Below are 21,859 nucleotides of genomic sequence, written 5' to 3' on the forward strand. Positions count from 1 at the left end.
CCTTCCTTCCATTATAGTTTTCCGATCTCGGAACTTGTCTTCTGGTTCATCTGGTCAATGATCGTCAGCGCCTTCCCGCAGGACTGGAACGCTCTCTGGCTTTCCATGGCTCTGGTCATTTCCGCGTTCAGATCCACATCGGATCGTTCCAGATTTCCCTGGTAGATATCCGGATAAACCCGGTTTAGCTGCGCCCCGTCTGCCACTCCATAGGTACCATTGTCATAAAATACCAGATTATCATAATTCTCCGGGGCTACCAGGCGGATCTGATTCCGCTCCTGCCCATCGGCATCATAGACTCTGCCGTCCAGCCCGATCGTAAATCCCGCATCCCCCACCTGGATCTGGCCGTTGTCTCCTTGTACCCTTCCGATCCCCGGCAGGATCAGATATCCTTCCTCATCCCGGGTAAAATTCCCGCTTCTGGTCAGATATTCCCTGTTCTCCCCCTGTACCACGAAGAAACCGCTGCCGTTGATGGCCAGGTCATAAGTTTTCCCTGTTTCCTCGATCATCCCCTGCTTGTAACTGCTGGCCTCGGCCGCCACGATGGATATGGGGGTACCGCCCCCGATTGGCGTCGCCTGGCCATTCTCCTGACGGACCAGTTCCTCCTCAAAGGTCGTGCGCAGGAGACGCTTACTGTGGTAACCGGGTGTTTTCATATTCGCTACATTGTTTGCGGACAGATTCAGCGCCCGCTGATTCATCAGAACTCCCGATGCTGCCGTATAGAATCCGGAAAACATCTTCTCACCTATCCTCTCATATATTCTTCCAACGATTGTTTCATCTTATTAAGCGCCCGCGCGTGCAGCTGGCATACCCGGGATTCGCCGACGCCGATCACTTCACTGATCTCCGAATATTTTAATTCTTCATAATAATAAAGTGTCACGACCAGCCGCTCTTTCTCCGGCAGGCTCTCAATGGCCCTGTAAAGCATCTGTGTCATCTCTTTTTGCAGCAGGCTTTCCTGGGGTTTGATGGAGTCATCCCCGGCCTCCAGTTCCTCTTTCGCCATCACACCGGAGCAGTCCTGAAGGACAGCCTCAAAAGACAGCACCGACGCCCTGCTGATGGAAGCCATATGGGTTTCCACCTGCTCCTTTGATATTCCCAGATAAGCGGCCAGTTCTTCCGTATCCGGCTCCCGCATCTTCCGGCTGGCCAGCGTGTGATACGCTTCGTCCACCTTTTTCTGCAGGCTTCTGGTCCGGTGGGGGACCCAGTCCTGGCTTCGGATATAGTCGATCATCGCCCCTCTCACCCTCAGGAACGCATAAGTCTCGAACCTGGCGCCCTTTGTGTCATCATAACGGTCCAGACAGTCCATCAAAGCCAGAACCCCCTGGTTGATCAGATCCTCCTCCTGGGCAAAGCCCGGCGCGATCCCCCGCAGCTGATAGGCCAGAGAGCGGGCAATATACAGATAATGGAGGGTCAGACGATTCCGCAATTTTGCATCTTTTGTAACCAGATATCTGCGCAGCTCCTGTTCGGGATCAGCGATTTCCTCCGCCTCTTCTAATATCATATTGATCACTCACCTCTAATTCAGCGCGATGTTGCCCAACGCCTGAATCTGTATATTGTTATCTATCTCGTTGAAGGATACCACCGTCACATTCGGATAAAACTGGTCCAGCAGCTTTTTAAAATAGATCCGCACAATCGGAGAAGTCAAAATGACCGGAACCGGAACCAGATCACTGATCTTATCGATCTCCCCGGTAGCCGCGCCGATAATTTTCTGGATTGTGGAGGGTTCCAGTGCCAGATAGGAACCGGTATCTACTTTTTTTACCGAGGACATGATCATATTTTCGATCTTTTCATCCAGGCTTAACACTTTCATCTGCCCGGCCTCTGAGAACCGGTGGGAGATCGTCCGTTTCAGGGCCTGTCTCACATACTCGGTCAGCATATCCGTATCCTTTACCTGCTGCCCATAATCGGACAGTGTCTCCACGATGGTCTCCATATCCCGGATGGGAATCCCTTCCCGCAGCAGGTTCGCCAGTACTTTCTGCAGCGTCCCGATGCTGATTACGGATGGAATGGTATCCTCCACGATACTTGCGTTTACTTTTTTCAGATTTTCCAGCAGGTTATTGACCTCCTGCCGGTTCAGCAGTTCGTGCAGATGGGCTTTGATCACCTCGGACAGATGGGTAATCACTACGGATGTGGGATCGATCAGTGTGTACCCGGCGATCTCTGCCTGGATTTTCTTATCCTCGCTGATCCATTTAGCGGGAATATGAAAGGCCGGATCGATGGTGTCGATACCCGGGATATCCGCGGTATCCCCCACAGGCGGCAGCGCCAGATAGTGATCCATCAGGATATCTCCCCGGGCCACTTCTTCTCCTTTTAACAGGATGCTGTACTGGTTCGGGTTCAGCTGTCCGCTGTCTTTGATCCGGACCGAAGGGATGACGAATCCCATCTCCAGTACCATCTGTTTTCGGAACATAACGACACGGTCGATAAAGCTGCCTCCGCTGCTCTCATCCGCCAGCGGTATCAGGCTGTATCCGAATTCCATCTCGATTTGTTCCACATTTAACAGTCCATAGACATTTTCTATATTCTTATAAAAGGACGCTTCACTGGTCACCTCGGTTTCCACCATACCAGGAGCCGCCGCTTCCTCCACCGCCGCCGTCTTCTGCTTGCGCAGCAGGAAATATCCGCCGCCGATCAGCGCGCAGGAAGCCACCAGAATCTGAGGCACCGGGAATCCCGGGATCAGGCACAGGCAGGCCACCGCGCCGCCCGCGATCATCAGAACCTTGGGCTGGGCCAGGAACTGCCGGCTGACATCCTCGCTCAGACTCCCCTGGGAAGCCGAGCGGGTCACGATCATACCGGTCGCCACCGAGATCAGCAGGGCCGGAAGCTGGGATACCAGCCCGTCCCCTATGGTGGCTGTGGTGTAGATCTGCATTATTTCAGAGAAACCGCCCTGGTTGTTCATGAAACCGATAATAATTCCGCCCAGGAAGTTAATCAGTGTGATAATAATGGAAATAATGGCATCGCCCTTGACGAACTTGGTCGCGCCATCCATGGAACCAAAGAAATCGGCCTCCCGCTGTATCTTGGATCTTCGTATTCTGGCCTGATCCTCGTCGATCAATCCCGAGTTCAGATCCGCGTCGATGGCCATCTGTTTGCCCGGCATGGCGTCCAGGGTGAATCTGGCAGCCACCTCCGCCACCCGCTCAGATCCTTTCGTGATGACGATAAACTGAACCAGGACGATAATCAGGAAGATGATAAACCCGATCACCGCGTTTCCCCGGATGACAAACTCACCGAAGGTCTTAACCACCTGTCCCGCATATCCGTTGTCAAAGAGAATCTTACGGGTGGATGAAATATTTAAGCCCAGACGGAACAGTGTCGTAATCAGCAGTATCGATGGGAATACGGAAAACTCCAGTGCTTCCCTGATATAGAGCGTCATACACAGGATCAGAAAGGACAGCGTAATATTCAGGATAAATAAAAAATCGAGTAGAAAGGTAGGCAGCGGTACGATAATCAGAAAAATAATACCGATTACGCCGATTGTCACCAGGATGTTAAAGCGTTTCAAATTAATCCACCATTTCCAATAATGTTCTTGGTATTCACGATCTCCGTAATCTTCACTCCGAAGTTGTCATCGATCACCACAACCTCGCCTCTGGCGATCAGCTGACCGTTGACAATGATGTCCACCGGCGCATCCGCCTGTTTATCCAGCTCCACAACTGAGCCGTTGTTTAAGTTCAGCACATCCCTAAGCCTGCGCTTCGCGGAGCCGACAAGAACTGAGACGTTCAGCGGAACATCCATGATCAGATCCAGGTTTCCTCCGTATACCGGCTGGGACGCAGCCACAGAGTGGCCTGTCATTTTTACCCGGGCATCCTCCTGAGAGCTTCCCTCCTGCATATTCATAACTTTCGGAGCGCCTTTGGCCATTTCCTGGGCCGCCTCTTTTTCCGTTCTGGCTTTTAATTCCTGTTCCAGGCTGTCCATGGCCGTATCAGAGATACACTGGATACATTCACTCTCGATCATATCGTTGATGAGCATCTTATAGCGGACCGTCATCACCTTCGTCTGGACGCCTTCCCCCATGATATTGGCCAGGCTCTCGCCGGTCTCGTCGGATAGGGTTAACTGGCAGGCGGACATCTCCAGGCTATCCTCCAGGTAATCTGCCATGGCCTTTCCCGCCCCTGCTGTCATCTGATTCATAATCTCATTAGCCGCGTTAACAGCCACTTCATCAAAGACAAAATCCGGGTCCGGTAGATCATCGATTCCCATCAACTCATTCAGGAACAGCTGCATATCTCTCTGACGGAGAATCAGAACAATCGTCCCAGCCACGTTGGAGGTCAGACAGTGTTTCACGAATATAGCCGGCTCCAGTATGGAGTATTCCACATCCAAAACAGGCATTTCCCCGATTTCCTGAACGGAAAATTCAATTTTCGTCTTCAGAATGGAGGTAATCGCCTCTCCTGCCGCGCTGGCATATACGTCTATAATTTCCCGGAGCATCTGTCCTTTTGCCATCAGCTGGCTGTTCTGCTCGTTTCCCATCTTGCCAAACTCCTTTTACTTTTCTTTTTTCTGTTTTTTCGCTTTGCGTCCTTTTACAGGTTCTTCTTCCTCCGGCATCTGCCGGCTTTCATCCAGCTTAAGCTTCTGTCCCGCCGGGAGCAGCTTATAGAGCTTCTCTTCTATGAATTTGGGATTCTCCCCCTCCTGTATCGCCAGCACACCTTCCATAATGAGCTGCTTGCAGAGGAATTCCTCGTCGTGCCGCACTTTCAGCTTGCTTGCGATGGGCAGGCAGATAATGTTTGCCATCAAAGAACCATAAAAGGTGGTGATCAGCGCAGTCGCCATTCCGGCAGCCAGGGAATTGACGTCATTCATATTCCCCAGCATCAGCACAAGTCCCACCAGCGTACCGATCATACCAAAGGCCGGCGCGTAGCTGGCTGCTTTCTCATAGAAAGAACGGTCCAGCGCGTGGCGTTCGTCAAACTGCTCCAGCTCTGTCTCCATAACTCCCCGCACCTTTTCCAGATCCACGGAATCCACCACCAGCATCAGACTGTTATACAGAAAAGGATCATCGATATCCATTAATTTGTCTTCCAAAGACAAAAGTCCCTTCATACGGGCTTCCGTAGCCAGTTCCACGATCTGCCGGATGGATTCTCCCGGGTCAAATTTCTTCGGGCGGAAAACAATCTTCAGATGCTTCCCGATCTTTTTAAACGAGCTGGCCGGGAACGACAGCATCATAACGCCGATCGTGCCTCCCACTGTGATCGCAAGACTTGGATAGCTGATAAATGCATTCATGTTCCCCAGAACCACTCTCATAGTATTCGTGTCAAACATGATACCAAACAGTACCAGGATGACCGCCATAAGCAATCCCAAAATTGACATTATGTCCATAGCAAAACTACTTCCTTTTCCTTAATCATTCTTCTGAATCCTGACGCCGTATCCCATCCAGCAGATCCGTGAAGGTCTTTCTGCGAAATTCCGCCGTTTTCTCTATCACATCTTCCATCCGCTCCCGTACCAGCAGATGCTTTCCGTTCGTAAGCAGGATGGTGGTATCCGGATTCTCGGTAATGGTTTCAATCAGTTCGCTGTTGAGCACAAATTTTTCACCGTTTAATTTCGTTAGGATAATCACGGATACCGTCCCCCTGTCCTATGTAACAGCCCGGACTTATGTCCGGCCTTGTCTCCTTTTGTCCTTAACGTTTCAGGTTAACCAGCTCTTCCAGAATGGAGTCTGAAACGGTAATGATTCTGGAGTTGGCCTGGAACCCTCTCTGTGTGACGATCATGTCCGAGAACTCTGAGGAGAGGTCTACGTTGGACATTTCCAGAGCCGAGGTCTTAAGCCCGCCGGTTCCATTGGTTCCGGCCTCGCAGGCCTGTGCCGCCCCGGAGTTGGCGGTTTCGCGGAAATAGGAATTCCCCACCTCTTCCAGACCGTTGGGGTTCTCGAAGGTTACCAGGTCGATCCGTCCCAGCTGCAGATTACCCAGCGTCGGGTGGTTTACCTGTACAATACCGTTGGCCAGAATGGAGATCGCGTCGTTGGACACCGCTACATTGCCGCTCTCCGTGCCGCCCTCCAGTACAAAAATCTTACTGCCAAGGCCCAGATCCCTGGAATCCGACGCCGCCGTAATCGTGCTGACCGGGTGGCTGGTAAACGCCGCCCCGTCGGTGATCTCACCGCTGGTTCCGCTCTCTTCCCGATAGGCGCTGCTGATTCCTTCAAATCCCTGGTGTTTCAGCTCTATATACTGTCCTTCCTCTTCTCCTCCGGGGGTGCCGACTTCCTTTAACAGTACGGTTTTCGACACGGTACTGCTGGAATTCACCTCCCCCTGGAAGGTTCTGGTTATGCTGGAACCGTCAGGCTGCTTCACGGCCACTTCCGCCTTCAATACCCAGGCCGCCAGGGTTCCCTTATCCGGATCTGCCGCCCGGTAGGATGCGGAATAAGTCACCGTTCCCTCCGCTGTAAACTTCGGACTGGTGCTCATGGATTCCGGGAAAATCCCCCCGAAAATTCCCGATGCGGCCACGGAACTGTCTAACTTATTCGTCCCTGCTACTGCTCCGAAGGTGCTCTCCAGGACTTCCTTTCCGGTCAGGCCGCCCGCCGGGAACAGCTTATCCCCAGGGACCGCCTGTATCGTAAAGTTACCGGCCGGATGCGGAACACCGGAACGCCCCTCGGTGATCGCCGTGTTCATTTTCTTATTAAAATCTTCCAGACTGGAAAATACAGCCGTGGGGTTTACACTGACCGTGATCGAACCGCTGGTCATATCTCCTGCTTTTACCTTGATATCCGACCCGTCGGGAAGGGTGGGATCCAGCTTGAAATTGATGGACGTATTCCCGTCCTTGGTCGTATTTTCCGCGGTGATCGTAAAATTGATGCCGTTAATGAGCTGTGTGGCCTGTGCCCTGGTAGCCTGCGTTCCGGACATGGACAGATGGATCTTATCCGATCCGGCAGCCTTGCCCAGAGGATCTCCGGTGACACCCAGCACTGCGTTTCCGTTGGCGTCAATCAGGTTCCCGCTGTTCGGGTCGATACTTAAGATACCGGCTCTCGTATAGAATATATTTCCGTCCGAATCCTGCACCTGGAAAAATCCGTCGCCGGTAATAGCTACATCCATGGGCCGGTCCGTGCTCTGCAGAGCCGAGCGGCCGGTGTTCAGGTCGATTCCTCCCAGCTGGGCACCATACCCCACCTGGCTTGCGTTGGTACCGCCTTTGGTGGCCGTGCCGCCTGTGGCGCTCTCCAGTGTCTGATAGAATACATCCTGGAATCTGGCCCGGCTGGACTTAAAACCATAGGTATTTACGTTGGCAATATTATTTCCGATCACGTCCAGTTTCGTCTGGTGCGCTTTCATTCCGGATACTGCCGAAAAAAGTGATCTTATCATTTTCTTGTTCTCCTTTTTTTGAACCGCCCCGTCCGTCCGTCATTCGGGACAGGGATAACCTCCAAAAAGGACCGGCTATATCATTACGGTTCCGTCGATATTGGTAAATACGTTTCCCTTCAGGTTCTCATCCTGAACCACCGTAATTACCCTGTTATTTTTGACACTGACTACAAATGCTGTGGAATCCATCAGAATCAGGGGTTCCTTTAACCCTTTTTCCTCCGCCAGCCGGATACCTTCGTTCAGCCTCTCCAGCCTTTCCGTTGAGACATCCACATTCCTTTGGGCCACCCGTTCCAGCGCGTGTCTGGAAAATGATACCTGGGACTCTTTGAGAATCTGTTCCTCCAGTAGATTCTGGAACGACTTTTCCTGCTCCGCTGACTCGCCTGCGGGCTTCCCCGGCTGCCATGAAACCGCCGGATTCCCGGTACTGATCGGGGCTTGTAAGCGTTTCTGCATCAGGATAGGATCCATCCGCTTCTCTCCTTTCGTTCAGTATTGCTTTTGGCACACTGCTCTTCATCCGGATTCTTCCTCCGTTAGAAGTCTCGTTTGATTCACATTACGCACCGTTGTCTGACTGTGTACTGTTATCTGTCTGGTTATCGTTCTCAACCTTGTCACTGTTCTCAGTCTTGTCGCTGCCCTCAGTTTTATCACTGTTCTCAGTCTTATCGCTGCCCTCAGTTTTATCATCTGGGTTACTTCCGCTTGATGAAGCTGTACCGATCTCCATAATCTGATCCAAAGTAAAGGCCTTATCACCGATATAGATCAAAAACTGCTCATCGACCAGGGAGATTCTGTTCACAATCCCTTCTGTCCGGTCCAGCTGTCCGCTGACGGTAATCTTGGCGGCCACCACATTTTTTCCAACCAGCGAGGTGATAAAGGAGCTCTTCGCGTTGTACGCCATCTCTTCCATCTGCTGCATAGTTGTGAACTGAGCCAGCTGGGTGAGATACTGTGTGTCATCCACCGGATTCATGAAATCCTGATTCTTCAGCTGCGCTACCATCAGCTGAAGGAAATCATCCATAGACACCTGCTGGTCTTTCGGATCGCCGAACACTGCATCGATAGTGCTTCCCTGGGTCTTTTCCGCGGAAGCGGCTGCCGCAGCCCTGGCATAATTGCTATAATCGCTATAATCCGTATTAACTGCCATGAACTTCTACCTTTCCTTAATTGTCTGTTTTAAAAGACATATAGGTATACCCGAAGGGTACTTCCTTCGTTTGCTCCGCCTATATGTACGCATATAACCGGCTCATTGCCTGCTGCTGCGTGTACAGACGCATCTGCTGCACCTCTCCTGATACTTCCTCTGTCTCTTCCCCTGCTAATACCCTGTGCTGGAAGCGGCCTGCACCCTGCTGGTCCGTTCTCCACTGCTGCCCATTCAGGTCCTGCTGATAATTCATAAAATCCAGCCCGCCCTGGCTGTTTTGGTAGATCTCTTCCACCTCCGCGTTCAGCGGCTGCAGCGCTTCCCTCAGATTCAGCATCTCACTGTTCAGCATCCGCTGTGTCTCCGTGTTGGATACGCCGATACTCATGGCGATCTTTCCGCCGGCGGATACCATATGTATTACGATTTCCCCCAAGCCTTCGGGTTTCAGACGAATTGTGAATTGGTTCAGCCCCTTAGCCATTCCCTGTTCGATCCCGCCTCTGAGCTGTTCCGCCAGGGGAGTGTTCTCAGTCATGCCGCTGTTGCTGACCACCGGTGCCTCATAGCGGTCTGTCATACCGTAGAGTCTTGCAGATGGCAGGTATGCGCCATCGTTTACCTTTTTCTGAAGGTCATCCGCGTCCACAGTCAATTGTGTTTCTGCCGCTGTCTCACCCTCTGTGTTCCTGCCGTTCCCGGAAGCCATGGATTTCATCAGATCTGCTCTGGCCTTTAACATATCCTGATAGGATACCGCCTGTCCTGTGTCATGACTCTGCATGGCGGCCTGTTCCCGGGTTTGACTCCCGGCATTGCCTGTCTGGCCTGGTTTTACAGCCGGACTCTGCATCCCGGAATCTGGCATCTTACCTGAATCCGTCCATCCGTCCTTCTGCACATCCGCCAACTTCTGGCTCTGCACATCGGAATCGGTTCGTCCATCTGTTTTGACACCTTCCGCTGCCTGCATGGCCGAGGCCAGTACCTGAACCGGATCAGTCAGATTTTGGCTCAGACTCACCGTATCCTCTGCCGGAGGTATTTCCCCGGGTTCTTCCTGAACCGCCTGCGGTATCTGCACCAGCATGGCCGCTTCCTGCATGAGCAGGGCATCGGCTTCCGGGCCCTTTGTTTTTCCGCTGTCATCCTCCGGTTCCTTTTCAGCGTCGGACATCTGCGTATCATTACCGGTTTTCCCTGCAGACGCTTTCCTGTCTTCGTGGCCGCTGTCAGACACTTCACGGGAAGAGTCTTTTTCTTCCGCTTTTTCTTTCTGTCCGGCATCCTTCGCCTTCTGAATATGCGTTCCTTCGTTTACACCTGACTTTCGGTTTTGAGACGCTTCCAGGGATTTTTTCAGGACATCCATAAAATCCGATGCTTCCTTCCCCTTCGGCTGGCTCTTTCCATTCGACTGGACACACTCACTGTTAATACTCTGTACGTTCATCTTCTCACCACCTTTCCCGTACCTCTTCCTTTATATAGAAACACCATGCCTTACGAATTCGCCGGCAACATGTTCGGAGATCGTCTCCTGCTGCTCTTTCGCTTCGGCATAATGGTATTCCTCCAATTTTTTCGCCTTCAGGTTCTCCAGTTTCTTCACTTCCTGGGACGCCTTCACTACATTCTGGCGCTGTATCTCGATCTGCTGTTCCAGCTGCTCCTTCTGACGAAGCAGATCCATCTGATTCTTTCTCCCGTTTTCTATGGAACCCATCAGTATTTTCAGCTGAAATATCGTGGTCCCTGTTTGAATCCGGCTGTTCTTCTCTTCCTGCAGATCCCCGATCTGTTCCTCGAGGCGTTTGAGCTTCTCCTCAAGCTCCATGCGCTGCGCGTTCAGCCGGCCCATCAGATTTTTTTCTTTTTCCAGTGTCTGCTCTTCGAAGCTTAATACTTTCCCCAGAGAAAAGGAAAATTTCTTCATTGCAACCTACTCCTATTCCGCCAGCGCGATCATGCGCAGCACTGCCTCCTGCAGGGTAAAGCGCTCATCGGTCTTCTGCCTTAAGAATTCATTGATTTTATCAATTCTTTGCAGCACATCGTCCAGTTCTTTATTGGTTCCCTTCTTATAGGCCCCGATGGATACCAGATCCAGATTGTTTTCATATACGGACAGGTATTTGCGGATCTTATTGGCCGCTTCTTTGTGCTCCGGTAATACAATATCATTCATCAATCGGCTGATGCTGGAGAGAATGTCGATGGCAGGGTAGTGATTCCTGGCTGCCACCTTTCTGGACAGCATGATATGTCCGTCTATAATCCCCCGGACCGTATCCGAGATAGGCTCATTGGTGTCATCTCCTTCGACCAATACCGTATAGATCCCTGTTATGGAACCTTTTTCAAAGTTACCAGATCGTTCCAGAAGCTTCGGCAGGTCAGAATAGATGGAAGGGGTATATCCCCTCGCCACCGGAGGCTCTCCGATACTCAAACCGATCTCTCTGGAAGCCATGGCGAACCGGGTCAGGGAGTCCATCATCAGCAGCACATCCAGTCCCTGGTCTTTAAAATACTCCGCGATCGTCGTAGCTGTCAGCGTGCATTTTGCCCGCATCATCGCCGACTGGTTGGAGGTCGCCACCACCAGCACCGACCGTTTCAAACCCTCTTCTCCCAGATCCCGGCTGATGAACTCCACCACCTCACGGCTTCTCTCGCCAACCAGCGCGATCACATTGACATCCGCCTTAACATTCTTGGCGATCATTCCCATCAGCGTGCTCTTTCCCACTCCGCTGCCGGCGAAGATTCCCATTCTCTGGCCTTTTCCTATGGTTAACAGCCCGTCAATGGCTTTTACCCCCATCGGAATCACGGTGTCTATTCTGGGCCGTTCCATGGGGTTCGACCGTTCCCCCGTGATCGGATAATACTTGACATTCCCCACCGGCCCCATCCCGTCGATCGGCATACCCAGCGGATCTACGGTACGTCCGATCAGTTCTTCCGACACCGGTATCTTTAACTTGTCCCCGGTATTTCTCACGGCACTGCCATAGCCGATCCCCTCGATCTCCTCATAGGGCATCAGAAGCACCTTGTTCTCCCGGAAACCGACTACCTCCGCTTTCATGCTCTGGCCGCTTTTGGGGATCTCGATCGTGCAGACATCCCCGATGTTGCAGGCCGGTCCGGTGGATTCCACCGTCGTTCCTACTATTTTATCAATCTTGCCCATATAAGTATACAGGCTGGAATTTCTTATCACTTCATGTACCTTTCGCGTATCCATAAGGCGTTCTATTCCTCAAGCGTTTCTAACTGCTGTTTCAGATTCTCAAGCTGTACATATACGGAGGCATCCACCAGCCCGTCCGGCGTCTCGATCCGCAGTGTCCCCGGCGGCAGATCGGAGGTTTTCACCTTGATCATTGTTTCGTATTTTTCCCTGACCGGCTCCAGGGCCTGCTCGATGGCTTCGGCCTGACTGACTGCCTTTGCGGCCACCAGCACGGTCATCGGGCTCTTTTCCTTTTCAGACAGGACAGCTGTCCTGGCCATCGCGTTCATACCGTCATCCTCAGCGATCTTCTCACACAGGATCTTCTCCGCGATCTTAAGGGCCAGGCCGGTCACCTGCTCCCGCAGTTCCTTCTCCTGCCTGGCTGCACTTTCTTTTAATTCGTCCACAGCCTCCGCCAGTTCAGAACCTAGTTTCCGTATCTGCTCTGTGGACTTCAAAAGCCCTTCCTGCCATCCCTCTTCGTAAGCCTGTTCTTTGATCCTCGCAGCTTCCCCGGTGGCGGTATTTACGATCTTGTCCCTCTGGGCGTAGGCATCCCCCAGAATCTGAGCCGCTGTCAGCTCCGCCTGCCGCTTTGTCCGCTCCAGCAGCTGTTTTTTGCCTTTGGATATCAGGGCATACCCCGTCTCCTCGGTATCAGTCCGAACTTCCTTATCTGGTTTTCCAATACCGGACTCCTGATACAGAGGTACCTGATATTGATCAAATACGGTCTGTTCGGGCTTTAACACCTTAGACAATGATCTCATCCTTTCCGTCCTTGGAAATCACGATTTCCCCTTCTTCTTCCAAACGTCGGATCGTACCCACGATCCGCTGCTGCGCATCCTCCACATCACTCATGCGGATGTTACGCAGGTATTCCATATCGGACTGTATCGTTTCCCGCATACGGGTGGACATATTGGAAAATATGGCGTTTGCCACATCCTTATTTGCCACTTTAAGAGCAACAGCGATATCTTTCGTATCCGTATCCCGGATAAAACGCTGGATGGAAAGCGGGTCCAGATAAGCGATGTCTTCGAACACGAACATCAGCTTCCGGACATCCTCGGCCAGCTGCGGGTTTTTTATATTTAACTCTTCAAAGATATCCCGCTCGGTACTGCGGTCCACATGGTTCATCACATCGGCCACATAGTTTAAGCCGCCCACCTCAGTGGTTTCCTCGGAAGTGGAAGAGCCGATTTTCTTTTGGACCACATTTTCCACGATTTTGATAATGGCGGGCACTGCCCGGTCCATATTGGCGATCCGCTCCACCACATCGATTCTGGTCTCCTTCGGCAGGTTGGCCACGATCTTGGACGCCTGCTCTGGAGTGGCGTAAGACAGGATCAGCGCCAGTGTCTGGGGATGTTCGTTCTGTATGATCGACATCAGGGTCTTATAATCTACTTTTCGAATGAAAGCGAAAGCCTTGGTCTTCATGGCTTTGCTGACCCGTTCCATCAGACTCTTCGCCTGCTGCTGGCCAAAGGCCCGCTCCAGAACCTCTTTCGCATATTCACGGCCGCCCTCCGTGATCACCTTTTCCGTGACACAGCAGTCGTAGAATTCATTGGCTATATTCTCAAGTTCTCCCTGTTCCAGCCGGGGAAGCCGGGAGAGTTCCACTGAAATCTGTTCAATTTCGTTTTCAGAAAGATAATGGAATACCTGGGATGCGCTGTCGGCTCCCAGCATCGAAATTACCGCAGCGGCCTTTTCCGCCGGATTACGCTCTGTTGCATTCATATTACTGCTCTCCCTCCTTCAGCCATGAACTGATCATGGACGCTATGATTTCGGGATTCGCTTTGGCAAATGTCTTTACACGGTTCACCGGCGTCTGCTCCTTTGCCGCCGGTTCCATCGGATTCAAAACGACTGCGTCACCTGCGGCCGCTTCCTTCATTCCCTGATCCGGTATGATCTCCTCTTCAATCGCTCCGAACAGTTCCTCATCTTCCCGGGCGTGTTTTCTTCTCCTGCGCGCCATAAGCGCGATGATCAGAACTGTGAGTGCCAGGACGACGGCAGCCCCGATAATCACATAGAAAAGCCCCTTCTCCAGAATACTGGCAGTTCCGGCTCCCGACTGATCAGCCTGAAGAGGCGTGGTCCCGGCCGCCTGCTGAAAACTGGAAACAACAATATCCTCCGGGGCGATATTGGCCGCCTTGGAGGCTGAATCTATAATCTGCTGTTTTTTGGCGGCGGTCAGATTGTTGTCATTGACCGTAATCGCAACTGTGGCTTTCTGAAGCTCTACATTATCTTTTTCAATCTGCCGTTTGATATAACTGGCCAGATAATCTACATTCCGGTAATAGTCCCCGGTGTTCTGGGCATTGCCCTCCTCTGTCTGGGCGCCGTAGGTGGGAATGTCCGTATTATTCTCTTCCCCTGCCACCCCTCCGGCCTGATTCCCCGTTCCATCGGTGGTCCTGCGCTCTTCAAAATTATCCACCACACCCTGTCCGTTCTCCTGGGGCTGGTACTGGAGATCTTCCGTGATCATTTTGTCATAATCGATCACGACGGTAGCGGACACCCGGATCTGGCTGGCTGCGTATCCAAGCGTCAGTACGTTCTTGATTTTATTTTCCAGCTTCTCCTCCACCTTGGATTCAAAATCCAGCCGGTTCAGCCCATATGTACTGGTTCCCAGATCGTCGGACATAAGCTCCTGCATTGTTTCCGCGTTGACCACTGTCACGTTCTCCGGCAGCAGCCTGGGAACACTGTTGGAAACCAGCTTTTTGATCGCGGTCACCTTATCGGAAGACAGCTCAAAAGAAGGCATAAAGGTCAGCGATACCGATCCTGTACTGTCCGAGCTCTGCTCTTCCCAGACGTAATTGCTCTCATCCGGTACATTTAAGGTAACGATCGCGTTCTTCACACCGCTCATGTCTTTTAGTGTTCGTTCCAGCCGGTCTTGAAGATTCAGCAGCAAATACTGTTTCTTCTCAAATTCGGTTGTGGTAAATCCGGTATTATCCGAGAATATGTTAAACGGAAGGGCCGTCTTCGGATATCCCAGCGCGGACATATCCAGCATGATATCCCCGGCTTCCTTCTCGGGTACCATAACTTCTCCCTCCGTATTGCGCTGGGTCTTGATATCACGGGCCTGTAATACCGTATACATCTCTGCATTTTCTTCTTTGGAAGCGCCTGGAAACAGCACCTCATACTTATCTTTTCCTACGTTCAGCCATATGGTCACCGCCAACGCAATCACTACGACGGCCGCTAATCCTCCGATGATCCATTTCTTATTACCGGCATTCATGTGACCTATGACGGAACTCCCCTTGATCTTTTCTTTTATTTTGTCTTTCCCGCTCATCTGCTGTCACCATCATAGATTTATTTAAATCTGCATTCCCATTATTTGATTATATGCACTGACTGCTCTGCTGGTCAGCTGCGTCGTAAACTCCACCGCAGTCGCCGCCTGTTCCGCCTGGATCAGCGCGGAATGCAGGTCATCTATATTTCCCATCGCCAGCGCGATATCCGTTTCTTCCATCTGCTTCTGCGCTAGATCCGCCTGTTCAATGGCCTGCTCCAACACAGCGCCAAAATCCTGTCTGGCAGCCTTATCCTCTAATTTTCCGGCCTTATTCATCTCTTCGATGGATGAGACCCCTTCCATTCTGCTAATCGGCACGATAAACATATCTTCCACCCCTGCTATATTTCTTTTTTTACAACTCTTTCATTTAAAGTGAAAACGTTCACAGTGAACTCATTATAACATACTTTTTTCTGTTGCAAAACTAAAATATGACATTTTGCCATAATATTTTATCATTTTATGTTAAATACGGCTGACTTTTTTTGCAAATTTACCAATATTAACCAGGTTAATCAAAATTTAGGTGTTTTTCCGTATTTTCCTCAAATACAACCCATACCGGTACAGGAACAAATTGGGCTCTCTTACGATTCTTACGCATTCAGCCAGTCTCTTTTGCATAAAAAATGCGGAAACCCTGTCCAAATTCAAAAGATAACGGAACAACCGTATCTTTTCCAATCTGAGCTTGTGATTTCCACATTTCCGTATTCCATTCTCTGCAGCTAATTAACCGATAACTTCCGCCCCGCCCATATAAGGCCTTAAGGCTTCCGGAATCCGCACCGTGCCGTCTTCATTCAAGTTGTTCTCCAGGAACGCGATCAGCATTCTCGGAGGAGCCACCACGGTATTATTTAACGTATGGGCAAAATATTTACCGCCTTCCCCTACTGCCCGGATCTTAAGCCTTCTGGCCTGGGCGTCTCCCAGATTGGAACAGCTGCCCACCTCGAAATATTTTTTCTGTCTCGGAGACCAGGCTTCCACATCCACGGATTTCACCTTCAGGTCGGCCAGATCACCGGAGCAGCATTCCAGCGTGCGGACCGGGATATCCAGGGACCGGAACAGATCCACCGTGTTCTGCCAGAGCTTATCATACCACATCATACTATCCTGGGGCCTGCACACCACGATCATTTCCTGCTTCTCGAACTGATGGATCCGGTAAACACCGCGTTCCTCCAGGCCATGGGCCCCTTTTTCTTTTCTGAAACAGGGCGAATAACTGGTGAGTGTATAGGGCAGCTGTTCTTCCGGCAGGATCGAATCGATGAATTTTCCGATCATGGAGTGTTCGCTGGTTCCGATCAGATAGAGATCTTCCCCTTCTATTTTATACATCATGGCATCCATTTCCGCAAAGCTCATCACGCCGGTCACTACATCACTTCGGATCATAAACGGAGGCACACAGTAGGTAAATCCCCGGTTAATCATAAAATCCCTGGCATAAGAGATCACCGCGGAATGCAGTCTGGCGATATCGCCCATCAGATAGTAGAAACCATTTCCGGCAACCCTTCTGGCGCTGTCCAGATCGATCCCGTTGAAATGTTCCATGATCTCCGTGTGATACGGAATCTCAAAGTCCGGCACCACCGGTTCTCCATAGCGCTGTACCTCTACATTCTCACTGTCGTCTTTTCCGATCGGTACACTGGGATCAATGATATTGGGGATGGTCATCATGATTTTCGTGATTTTCTCATTGCCTGCTTTTTCCTGTTCCTCAAGCTTTGCCAAATGCGCGGAAAACTCCGTGACCTTTTTCTTGGTTTCCTCCGCTTCTTCTTTCTTTCCCTGAGCCATCAGACCGCCGATCTGTTTGGAGATCCGGTTCCTCTCGGCGCGCAGCGCCTCCATCTCCTGCAGTACCTTCCGGTGTTCGGTGTCCATGGCGATCACTTCATCTACCAGCGGCAGCTTGCTTTCCTGGAACTTATTTCTGATATTTTGCTTTACTACTTCGGGATTCTCTCTGACAAATTTTAAATCCAGCATGTTGTTTTCCTCCGTTTCATGGCTGCCGTACCTTACCCGCCGGCAACAACTCTTTTTATTCAGAACAGCCTGATGCGAAACTCTCCGCCTGCGGCGGGCCGCGTTAGCGGCATCTTCCTTTCCGCCGCAGTGCGATCCCGCGGAGCGTTTTGATTTCATAGGAGTACTTTCCTATGAAATCAAAAAAATTCCTGTTCCCCCCTGTTATGGGACGAATAGGAATCCGCGTTGCCACCCAAATTGCCGCGCACATCCGCGCTGGCCTCTCAAAGGTATGATAAAGGATACCGGCCTCTGGCTTTCACCAACAGCTAAAAAAGTGGAAAGGTTCTTCGTTTCACCGGTTCACACCACCCACCGGCTCTCTGTAGAAATTCACAACCGCAGCTTTTCTCAACGCTGTATCTGCTGTATCAGATCGTTCTGTTTTTTAATACTATAAACTGTTTTCTGATTCTTTGCAAGGGGGAATTGGATAAGTTTTCCGCTTACATTGGATAAGTTTTCCGCTCACACTGCTTTTGCTGTGCCGGGGCCTCATATGGCGGGCGCAGGGGGTGGTTTTCGGAAGCGGTCTGCGCCCTGGCTATTCAAACAGTCTTACGTGCGTTGGGTTTTTTATATATGCGTTCCGTTTTTTTATATATGCGTTCGGTTTATCTACATCTGCTTTCGTACGATCCGGTACTCATCGTCATATTGAAAATACGGACAGTCCCGGAAGGAATCGGTCAGGAATCTTCCCATCTCATCCTCATCCAAATTGATCTGGCATTCGTAATACCCGGATTCATCGTCATAAAAGTAGTTGCCGCAGCATTCACAGTTTACTCTTTTACCCATTCTATCGTCTCCCTGCCTCTATCGCTCTTTGGTTCTATCCGCTAACGGTATTATAACCGCAAAATGCCGTTTTTACCAGACTTCTTTTATTTAAATTCCTATTCCGGTTCCTTTTCAAATTCCTATTCATATTCCTATCCAAATTCCTTGTGACCGGCATTCAAATTCCCGCCTGATAATGGCTGTATTTCCTTCGTGCCAGCAGCAGACAGATGGTGGAAAACGCTGCGAAAAAGAACAGTTTAAAAAGCTTAAAACTCACCGGATCGTGATAGCCCCACGCGAACTGCAGGTAAAACGGGAACAGCATCGTAATGCGTCGCAGCCACATGGAAAGGAACGTGACCGGTAAACTTCCCAGGATGATCTGGTTCACTGCCCAGGGAGCCAGATACTGGATCACAGACAGGATTACGACCAGGAACGGCTGCCGGAAGCAGGCGGAGATCCATATGGTGATACAGGTGTGCAGCCATGCCGCCAGCAGGGAACATCCCAGCAAAAGCGCCAGAACGGCCCACACCGGCATCTTCGTGCCCGGGTCCACCATGTCCATCAGGCTGGCACTGGCCCCGAGACCGTCGAATCCGTAGGAAAAACCGTACAGCAGGAAGGTAAGGACGTACACAAAGAGCGTCAGTCCCGCAGCGATACTGAAACATACGGCGTATTTGACATGGATATCCCTTTTTTTGCCGTGTGCCGTTGTCAGAAGAATGTCAGCTGTCCGAAGCGCATATTCCTCTGAAAATAACGGGGTGATCACAATGGAAAGGAATATGCAAAGACACACGAAGATCAGAATATAGGTTTCCAAAAATGAACTCCAGCCGCGGGTGTACCCGAAGATGATCCCGCCTGCCGCTACCTGTCCGGTCATCCCTGACTCTTCGGGCGTATAGAGGCGGATGTCTTTTCCGTCATCTCTGCCGGCATTCGTCATATATCTGGTCACAAACTCGTTGCTGAAATTGGAATTTCCCGTATGGTTTTTCAAATCCGCATAACCGTATCTGTCCAGGATCTGTCTGGCTTTTTCAAGCGTCATCACCCCCTGATAGGGACGGGCGATCTCCCGGTCAACCCGGACCGCCTCCATACCCAGATAGGTTTTCCCGTTGTCCGTGACTGTCACATCTTCGATCCCGGAAACATAAAAATAGAATACCGCAAAAAATACCAGGCACAGGAATCCGATCACCGCTATTTTCTTATGGCAGAGTTTATAGAGTTCTGTCCGAAACATTTCCATTCCCCCCTCTTTCGTCCTGGTCCGGGCCATAGGTTTCCCTGTAGTTCGGCATATCCTTTTGGTCAAAATAGTACAGATACAGGTCTTCCAGTCCCGGTTCCGCTTCCGCCGCCTGCGGGAACGGCTTTTCGTCGGAGACGATGCGCACTTTGACCAGTCCCCCCAGATTCTTCAGGTTCGCGACCGCGAATCTTCGGCCCAGTTCTTCGGCCTCTGCCGGGGGTACCATGCATTCCCATACCCGGCCTTTGACGTGTTCAGTCACTTCTGTGACTGTCCCTTTTTGAATCAGCTGTCCGGATCGCAGAAGGAGAATCTCATCCGCGATATATTCCACATCCGAGACAATATGGGTGGATAAGATAATAATCCGGTCCCTGGACAGGGAACTGATAATGTTCCGGAAACGAATCCGCTCTCTGGGGTCCAGGCCGGAAGTGGGTTCATCCATAATCAGGATGCGCGGATCATTTAGCAGGGCCTGGGCGATTCCCAGCCTGCGCAGCATCCCGCCGGAGTAGCTGCGGATCTTCTGTTTTTCTTCCCCCTTAAGCCCTGCCAGGCTAATGCATTCCTCCACCTTATCACGGGCGGTTTGCGGCGGGAGGGCTTTCAGCGCCGCGATATACATCAGATATCTCAGGGCGGTAAAATCGGGGTAGTATCCGAAGTCCTGGGGAAGATATCCGAGCAGCCTCCGGTATTCGCCGTCCAGCCTGCGTATGGGTGTGCCGTTGCAGAGGATCTCCCCTTCCGTGGGGGCCAAAATGTCACAGATCAGGCGCAGCATTGTGGTTTTTCCGGCACCGTTGGCGCCCAGCAGCCCGTATACCCCCTGTGTAAAGCTCGCGGACACCTGGTCCAGCGCTATTTTATTCCTGTACCGCTTGGTCAGTCTGTCCAGTGTCAATTCCAACATAATAACTCTCCTTTCACCGCCTTTTGAAGCAGGATCCGTATCTGTATTCCGAGCACAGCCAGCATGATCAGAAGGATTCCCAGCCAGACCGGTACCGCGGCCGTCCGGTAAGCCTCCTGGGTCATGGCCGGCATCATGGAGAACAGGACGGCCAACATGGCTGCTCCGGTCTGGATATACCTGGCCCTGCGGTTTTTAGCCAGTGTCAGGGTGGCAAAATACACGATATTCGAGGCGGCAAACGGGACCAGCAGGTAAATACACATTACCCCGATGCCGTACTCTGTTCCCTGGTGCGTCACCAGGGCCAGCGCAGTCAAAAACAGCAGATCCATTCCGCCGAACAGGATCATCCGCAGCGCCAGTATCTGTTTCATATTCAGATAAAAAGTCTGCTCCAGCTCCGCCATATGGTACGCCATGCTGCGGCCCAGTTCCTGGACGCCGATGACGCCCGCGAAAGCGGCGAAGGCGGAACCGGCGGCTATATAGGTCATGGCATCCTCCACATTGCGGTTCATCCAGTACATGACCGACAGCATCACGGCCAGCAGAATACCCTGAAGAATCCAGTATCCGGCGGACAGATATTGGAGCTGCCCGGCTATTATTTCCGGCAGGCCCGGCTGGTAACGCAGAACCTGTCCTTTCACTTCCTCCCGGATCCCGGCCAGCGCTTTCTCCTTTTTATCCGGGTCTGTCCGGTATGGCTGCTGTTCCCTGATCCACTCCTTTTTTAACCACGCCTCTCTATCCCATTCCCGATTCACTTCAATTCCTCCTCTTTGATCCACTTTCTTAATTTCTGTGTACCCTGCCGTACCCTGGATTTTACCGTTGACACCCCGGTCTGGGTCATCTGGGCGATTTCCCGGAGTGTTATATCATAATAATAGTAAAGAACCACGGCCTCCCTCTGGACAGAAGGCAGCCGCTGGATAGCCTGAAGGATGCATTCCCGCAGTTCCAGTCCGGCCAGCCGCTCGTCCTCCCGGCCCTCCTGGGAAAGCTGGTCAAATCCCGGCGTGCCTTGATTTTTGTCCCGATAATAATCTATGCAGCAATTTCTGGCAATCGTCAGCAGATATCCTTTCAGGTTCCGGTATTGATACCGGTCGACCATACGGATGAATTTTAAAAAGGTCTCCTGGGCCAAATCGTAGGACTGTACCGGATTTCCCGTCTGAAAACAGCAGAAACGGTAAATGTCATCATAGTATTTCTCAGCAATGATATTCAGAAGCTCTTTCTTTCCTTTTTGAATTTCTTTGATCAGTTTCCTGTCTTCCAAAGTTTTCCCCTCTGTGATTTCCTGGTCTTCTTAGTTAAGTTTCTTACCTACTATATAATATATAACGAGCCGGCAGTCAAAAAAGTTTTAAATATAGATACTTTTTATCGGATTTTTTCTATGAGAATGATTACAAAAATGCAGATATTTGTCAAAAAACGCTTTTTTGTAATAAAAGATGTAAAAGAGTGAAACCTATTGAATAATTTTCAGCACATAGTAAAATTAAAAAG

The 21,859-nt window shown here is 51.1% G+C and carries 22 protein-coding genes; all 22 read right to left on the reverse strand.

Annotated elements, in window-relative coordinates:
• Positions 1-11: 11 nt before the first annotated feature.
• Complete coding sequence (locus ABC831_RS12250) at positions 12-752, reverse strand: flagellar hook-basal body protein (protein ID WP_343248409.1); 741 nt, start codon at positions 750-752, stop codon at positions 12-14.
• An 8-nt stretch (positions 753-760) separates the two neighbouring features.
• Positions 761-1,540, reverse strand: coding sequence for a sigma-70 family RNA polymerase sigma factor (locus ABC831_RS12255; RefSeq protein ID WP_343248410.1), 780 nt, complete (start codon positions 1,538-1,540; stop codon positions 761-763).
• 15 nt (positions 1,541-1,555) lie between these two features.
• Complete coding sequence (flhA, locus tag ABC831_RS12260; protein ID WP_343248411.1) at positions 1,556-3,610, reverse strand: flagellar biosynthesis protein FlhA; 2,055 nt, start codon at positions 3,608-3,610, stop codon at positions 1,556-1,558.
• Positions 3,607-4,611, reverse strand: coding sequence for a flagellar motor switch protein FliN (fliN, locus tag ABC831_RS12265; protein WP_343248412.1), 1,005 nt, complete (start codon positions 4,609-4,611; stop codon positions 3,607-3,609). Before fliN ends, flhA begins: the two co-directional genes overlap by 4 nt.
• A 15-nt stretch (positions 4,612-4,626) precedes the next feature.
• Positions 4,627-5,484 carry a motility protein A gene (locus ABC831_RS12270; RefSeq protein WP_343248413.1) on the reverse strand — a complete coding sequence of 286 codons (858 nt, stop codon included), beginning with the start codon at positions 5,482-5,484 and terminating at the stop codon, positions 4,627-4,629.
• Positions 5,485-5,509: 25 nt separating this feature from the next.
• Positions 5,510-5,731 (reverse strand): flagellar FlbD family protein, encoded by a 222-nt coding sequence (locus ABC831_RS12275; RefSeq protein WP_343248414.1) that lies wholly within the window; start codon positions 5,729-5,731, stop codon positions 5,510-5,512.
• A 64-nt stretch (positions 5,732-5,795) separates the two neighbouring features.
• A complete protein-coding gene (locus tag ABC831_RS12280; RefSeq protein ID WP_343248415.1) occupies positions 5,796-7,520 on the reverse strand; it encodes a flagellar hook protein FlgE in 1,725 nt (574 codons plus the stop codon).
• 75 nt (positions 7,521-7,595) lie between these two features.
• Entirely contained in the window at positions 7,596-8,000 is a 405-nt protein-coding gene (locus tag ABC831_RS12285) for a TIGR02530 family flagellar biosynthesis protein (protein WP_343248416.1), read from the reverse strand.
• Positions 8,001-8,088: 88 nt separating this feature from the next.
• Positions 8,089-8,694, reverse strand: a complete 606-nt coding sequence (locus ABC831_RS12290; RefSeq protein WP_343248417.1) for a flagellar hook capping FlgD N-terminal domain-containing protein — start codon at positions 8,692-8,694, stop codon at positions 8,089-8,091.
• 79 nt (positions 8,695-8,773) lie between these two features.
• Entirely contained in the window at positions 8,774-10,150 is a 1,377-nt protein-coding gene (locus tag ABC831_RS12295; protein WP_343248418.1) for a flagellar hook-length control protein FliK, read from the reverse strand.
• A 30-nt stretch (positions 10,151-10,180) separates the two neighbouring features.
• Positions 10,181-10,633 (reverse strand): flagellar export protein FliJ, encoded by a 453-nt coding sequence (fliJ, locus tag ABC831_RS12300; protein WP_343248419.1) that lies wholly within the window; start codon positions 10,631-10,633, stop codon positions 10,181-10,183.
• Positions 10,634-10,645: 12 nt separating this feature from the next.
• Positions 10,646-11,950, reverse strand: a complete 1,305-nt coding sequence (gene fliI, locus ABC831_RS12305; protein WP_343248420.1) for a flagellar protein export ATPase FliI — start codon at positions 11,948-11,950, stop codon at positions 10,646-10,648.
• A gap of 8 nt (positions 11,951-11,958) precedes the next feature.
• Entirely contained in the window at positions 11,959-12,711 is a 753-nt protein-coding gene (locus tag ABC831_RS12310; RefSeq protein WP_343248421.1) for a FliH/SctL family protein, read from the reverse strand.
• The gene (gene fliG / locus ABC831_RS12315) at positions 12,695-13,702 is read right to left on the reverse strand and encodes a flagellar motor switch protein FliG (RefSeq protein WP_343248422.1); all 1,008 of its coding nucleotides are present in this window, start codon (positions 13,700-13,702) and stop codon (positions 12,695-12,697) included. The genes ABC831_RS12310 and fliG overlap by 17 nt, the downstream gene beginning before the upstream one ends.
• A 1-nt stretch (position 13,703) precedes the next feature.
• Positions 13,704-15,302 carry a flagellar basal-body MS-ring/collar protein FliF gene (gene fliF, locus ABC831_RS12320; protein WP_343248423.1) on the reverse strand — a complete coding sequence of 533 codons (1,599 nt, stop codon included), beginning with the start codon at positions 15,300-15,302 and terminating at the stop codon, positions 13,704-13,706.
• A gap of 24 nt (positions 15,303-15,326) precedes the next feature.
• Positions 15,327-15,635, reverse strand: coding sequence for a flagellar hook-basal body complex protein FliE (fliE, locus tag ABC831_RS12325; RefSeq protein WP_343248466.1), 309 nt, complete (start codon positions 15,633-15,635; stop codon positions 15,327-15,329).
• 408 nt (positions 15,636-16,043) lie between these two features.
• On the reverse strand, positions 16,044-17,321 hold the full coding sequence (gene serS, locus ABC831_RS12330) for a serine--tRNA ligase (RefSeq protein WP_343248424.1): 1,278 nt from the start codon (positions 17,319-17,321) through the stop codon (positions 16,044-16,046).
• Between the two features lie 660 nt (positions 17,322-17,981).
• Positions 17,982-18,164 carry a DUF6472 family protein gene (locus ABC831_RS12335; RefSeq protein ID WP_343248425.1) on the reverse strand — a complete coding sequence of 61 codons (183 nt, stop codon included), beginning with the start codon at positions 18,162-18,164 and terminating at the stop codon, positions 17,982-17,984.
• Positions 18,165-18,324: 160 nt separating this feature from the next.
• Positions 18,325-19,410: a hypothetical protein gene (locus ABC831_RS12340; protein ID WP_343248426.1), complete on the reverse strand. Its 1,086-nt coding sequence runs from the start codon at positions 19,408-19,410 to the stop codon at positions 18,325-18,327.
• Positions 19,388-20,335 carry an ABC transporter ATP-binding protein gene (locus ABC831_RS12345; protein WP_343248427.1) on the reverse strand — a complete coding sequence of 316 codons (948 nt, stop codon included), beginning with the start codon at positions 20,333-20,335 and terminating at the stop codon, positions 19,388-19,390. The genes ABC831_RS12340 and ABC831_RS12345 overlap by 23 nt, the downstream gene beginning before the upstream one ends.
• Entirely contained in the window at positions 20,323-21,105 is a 783-nt protein-coding gene (locus tag ABC831_RS12350; RefSeq protein ID WP_343248428.1) for a hypothetical protein, read from the reverse strand. Before ABC831_RS12350 ends, ABC831_RS12345 begins: the two co-directional genes overlap by 13 nt.
• Positions 21,102-21,626, reverse strand: a complete 525-nt coding sequence (locus tag ABC831_RS12355) for an RNA polymerase sigma factor (RefSeq protein WP_343248429.1) — start codon at positions 21,624-21,626, stop codon at positions 21,102-21,104. The genes ABC831_RS12350 and ABC831_RS12355 overlap by 4 nt, the downstream gene beginning before the upstream one ends.
• Positions 21,627-21,859 lie beyond the last annotated feature (233 nt).

Origin of the sequence: Diplocloster hominis, from assembly GCF_032380655.1 — a bacterium.
GTDB classification, from domain to species: domain Bacteria; phylum Bacillota; class Clostridia; order Lachnospirales; family Lachnospiraceae; genus Diplocloster; species Diplocloster hominis.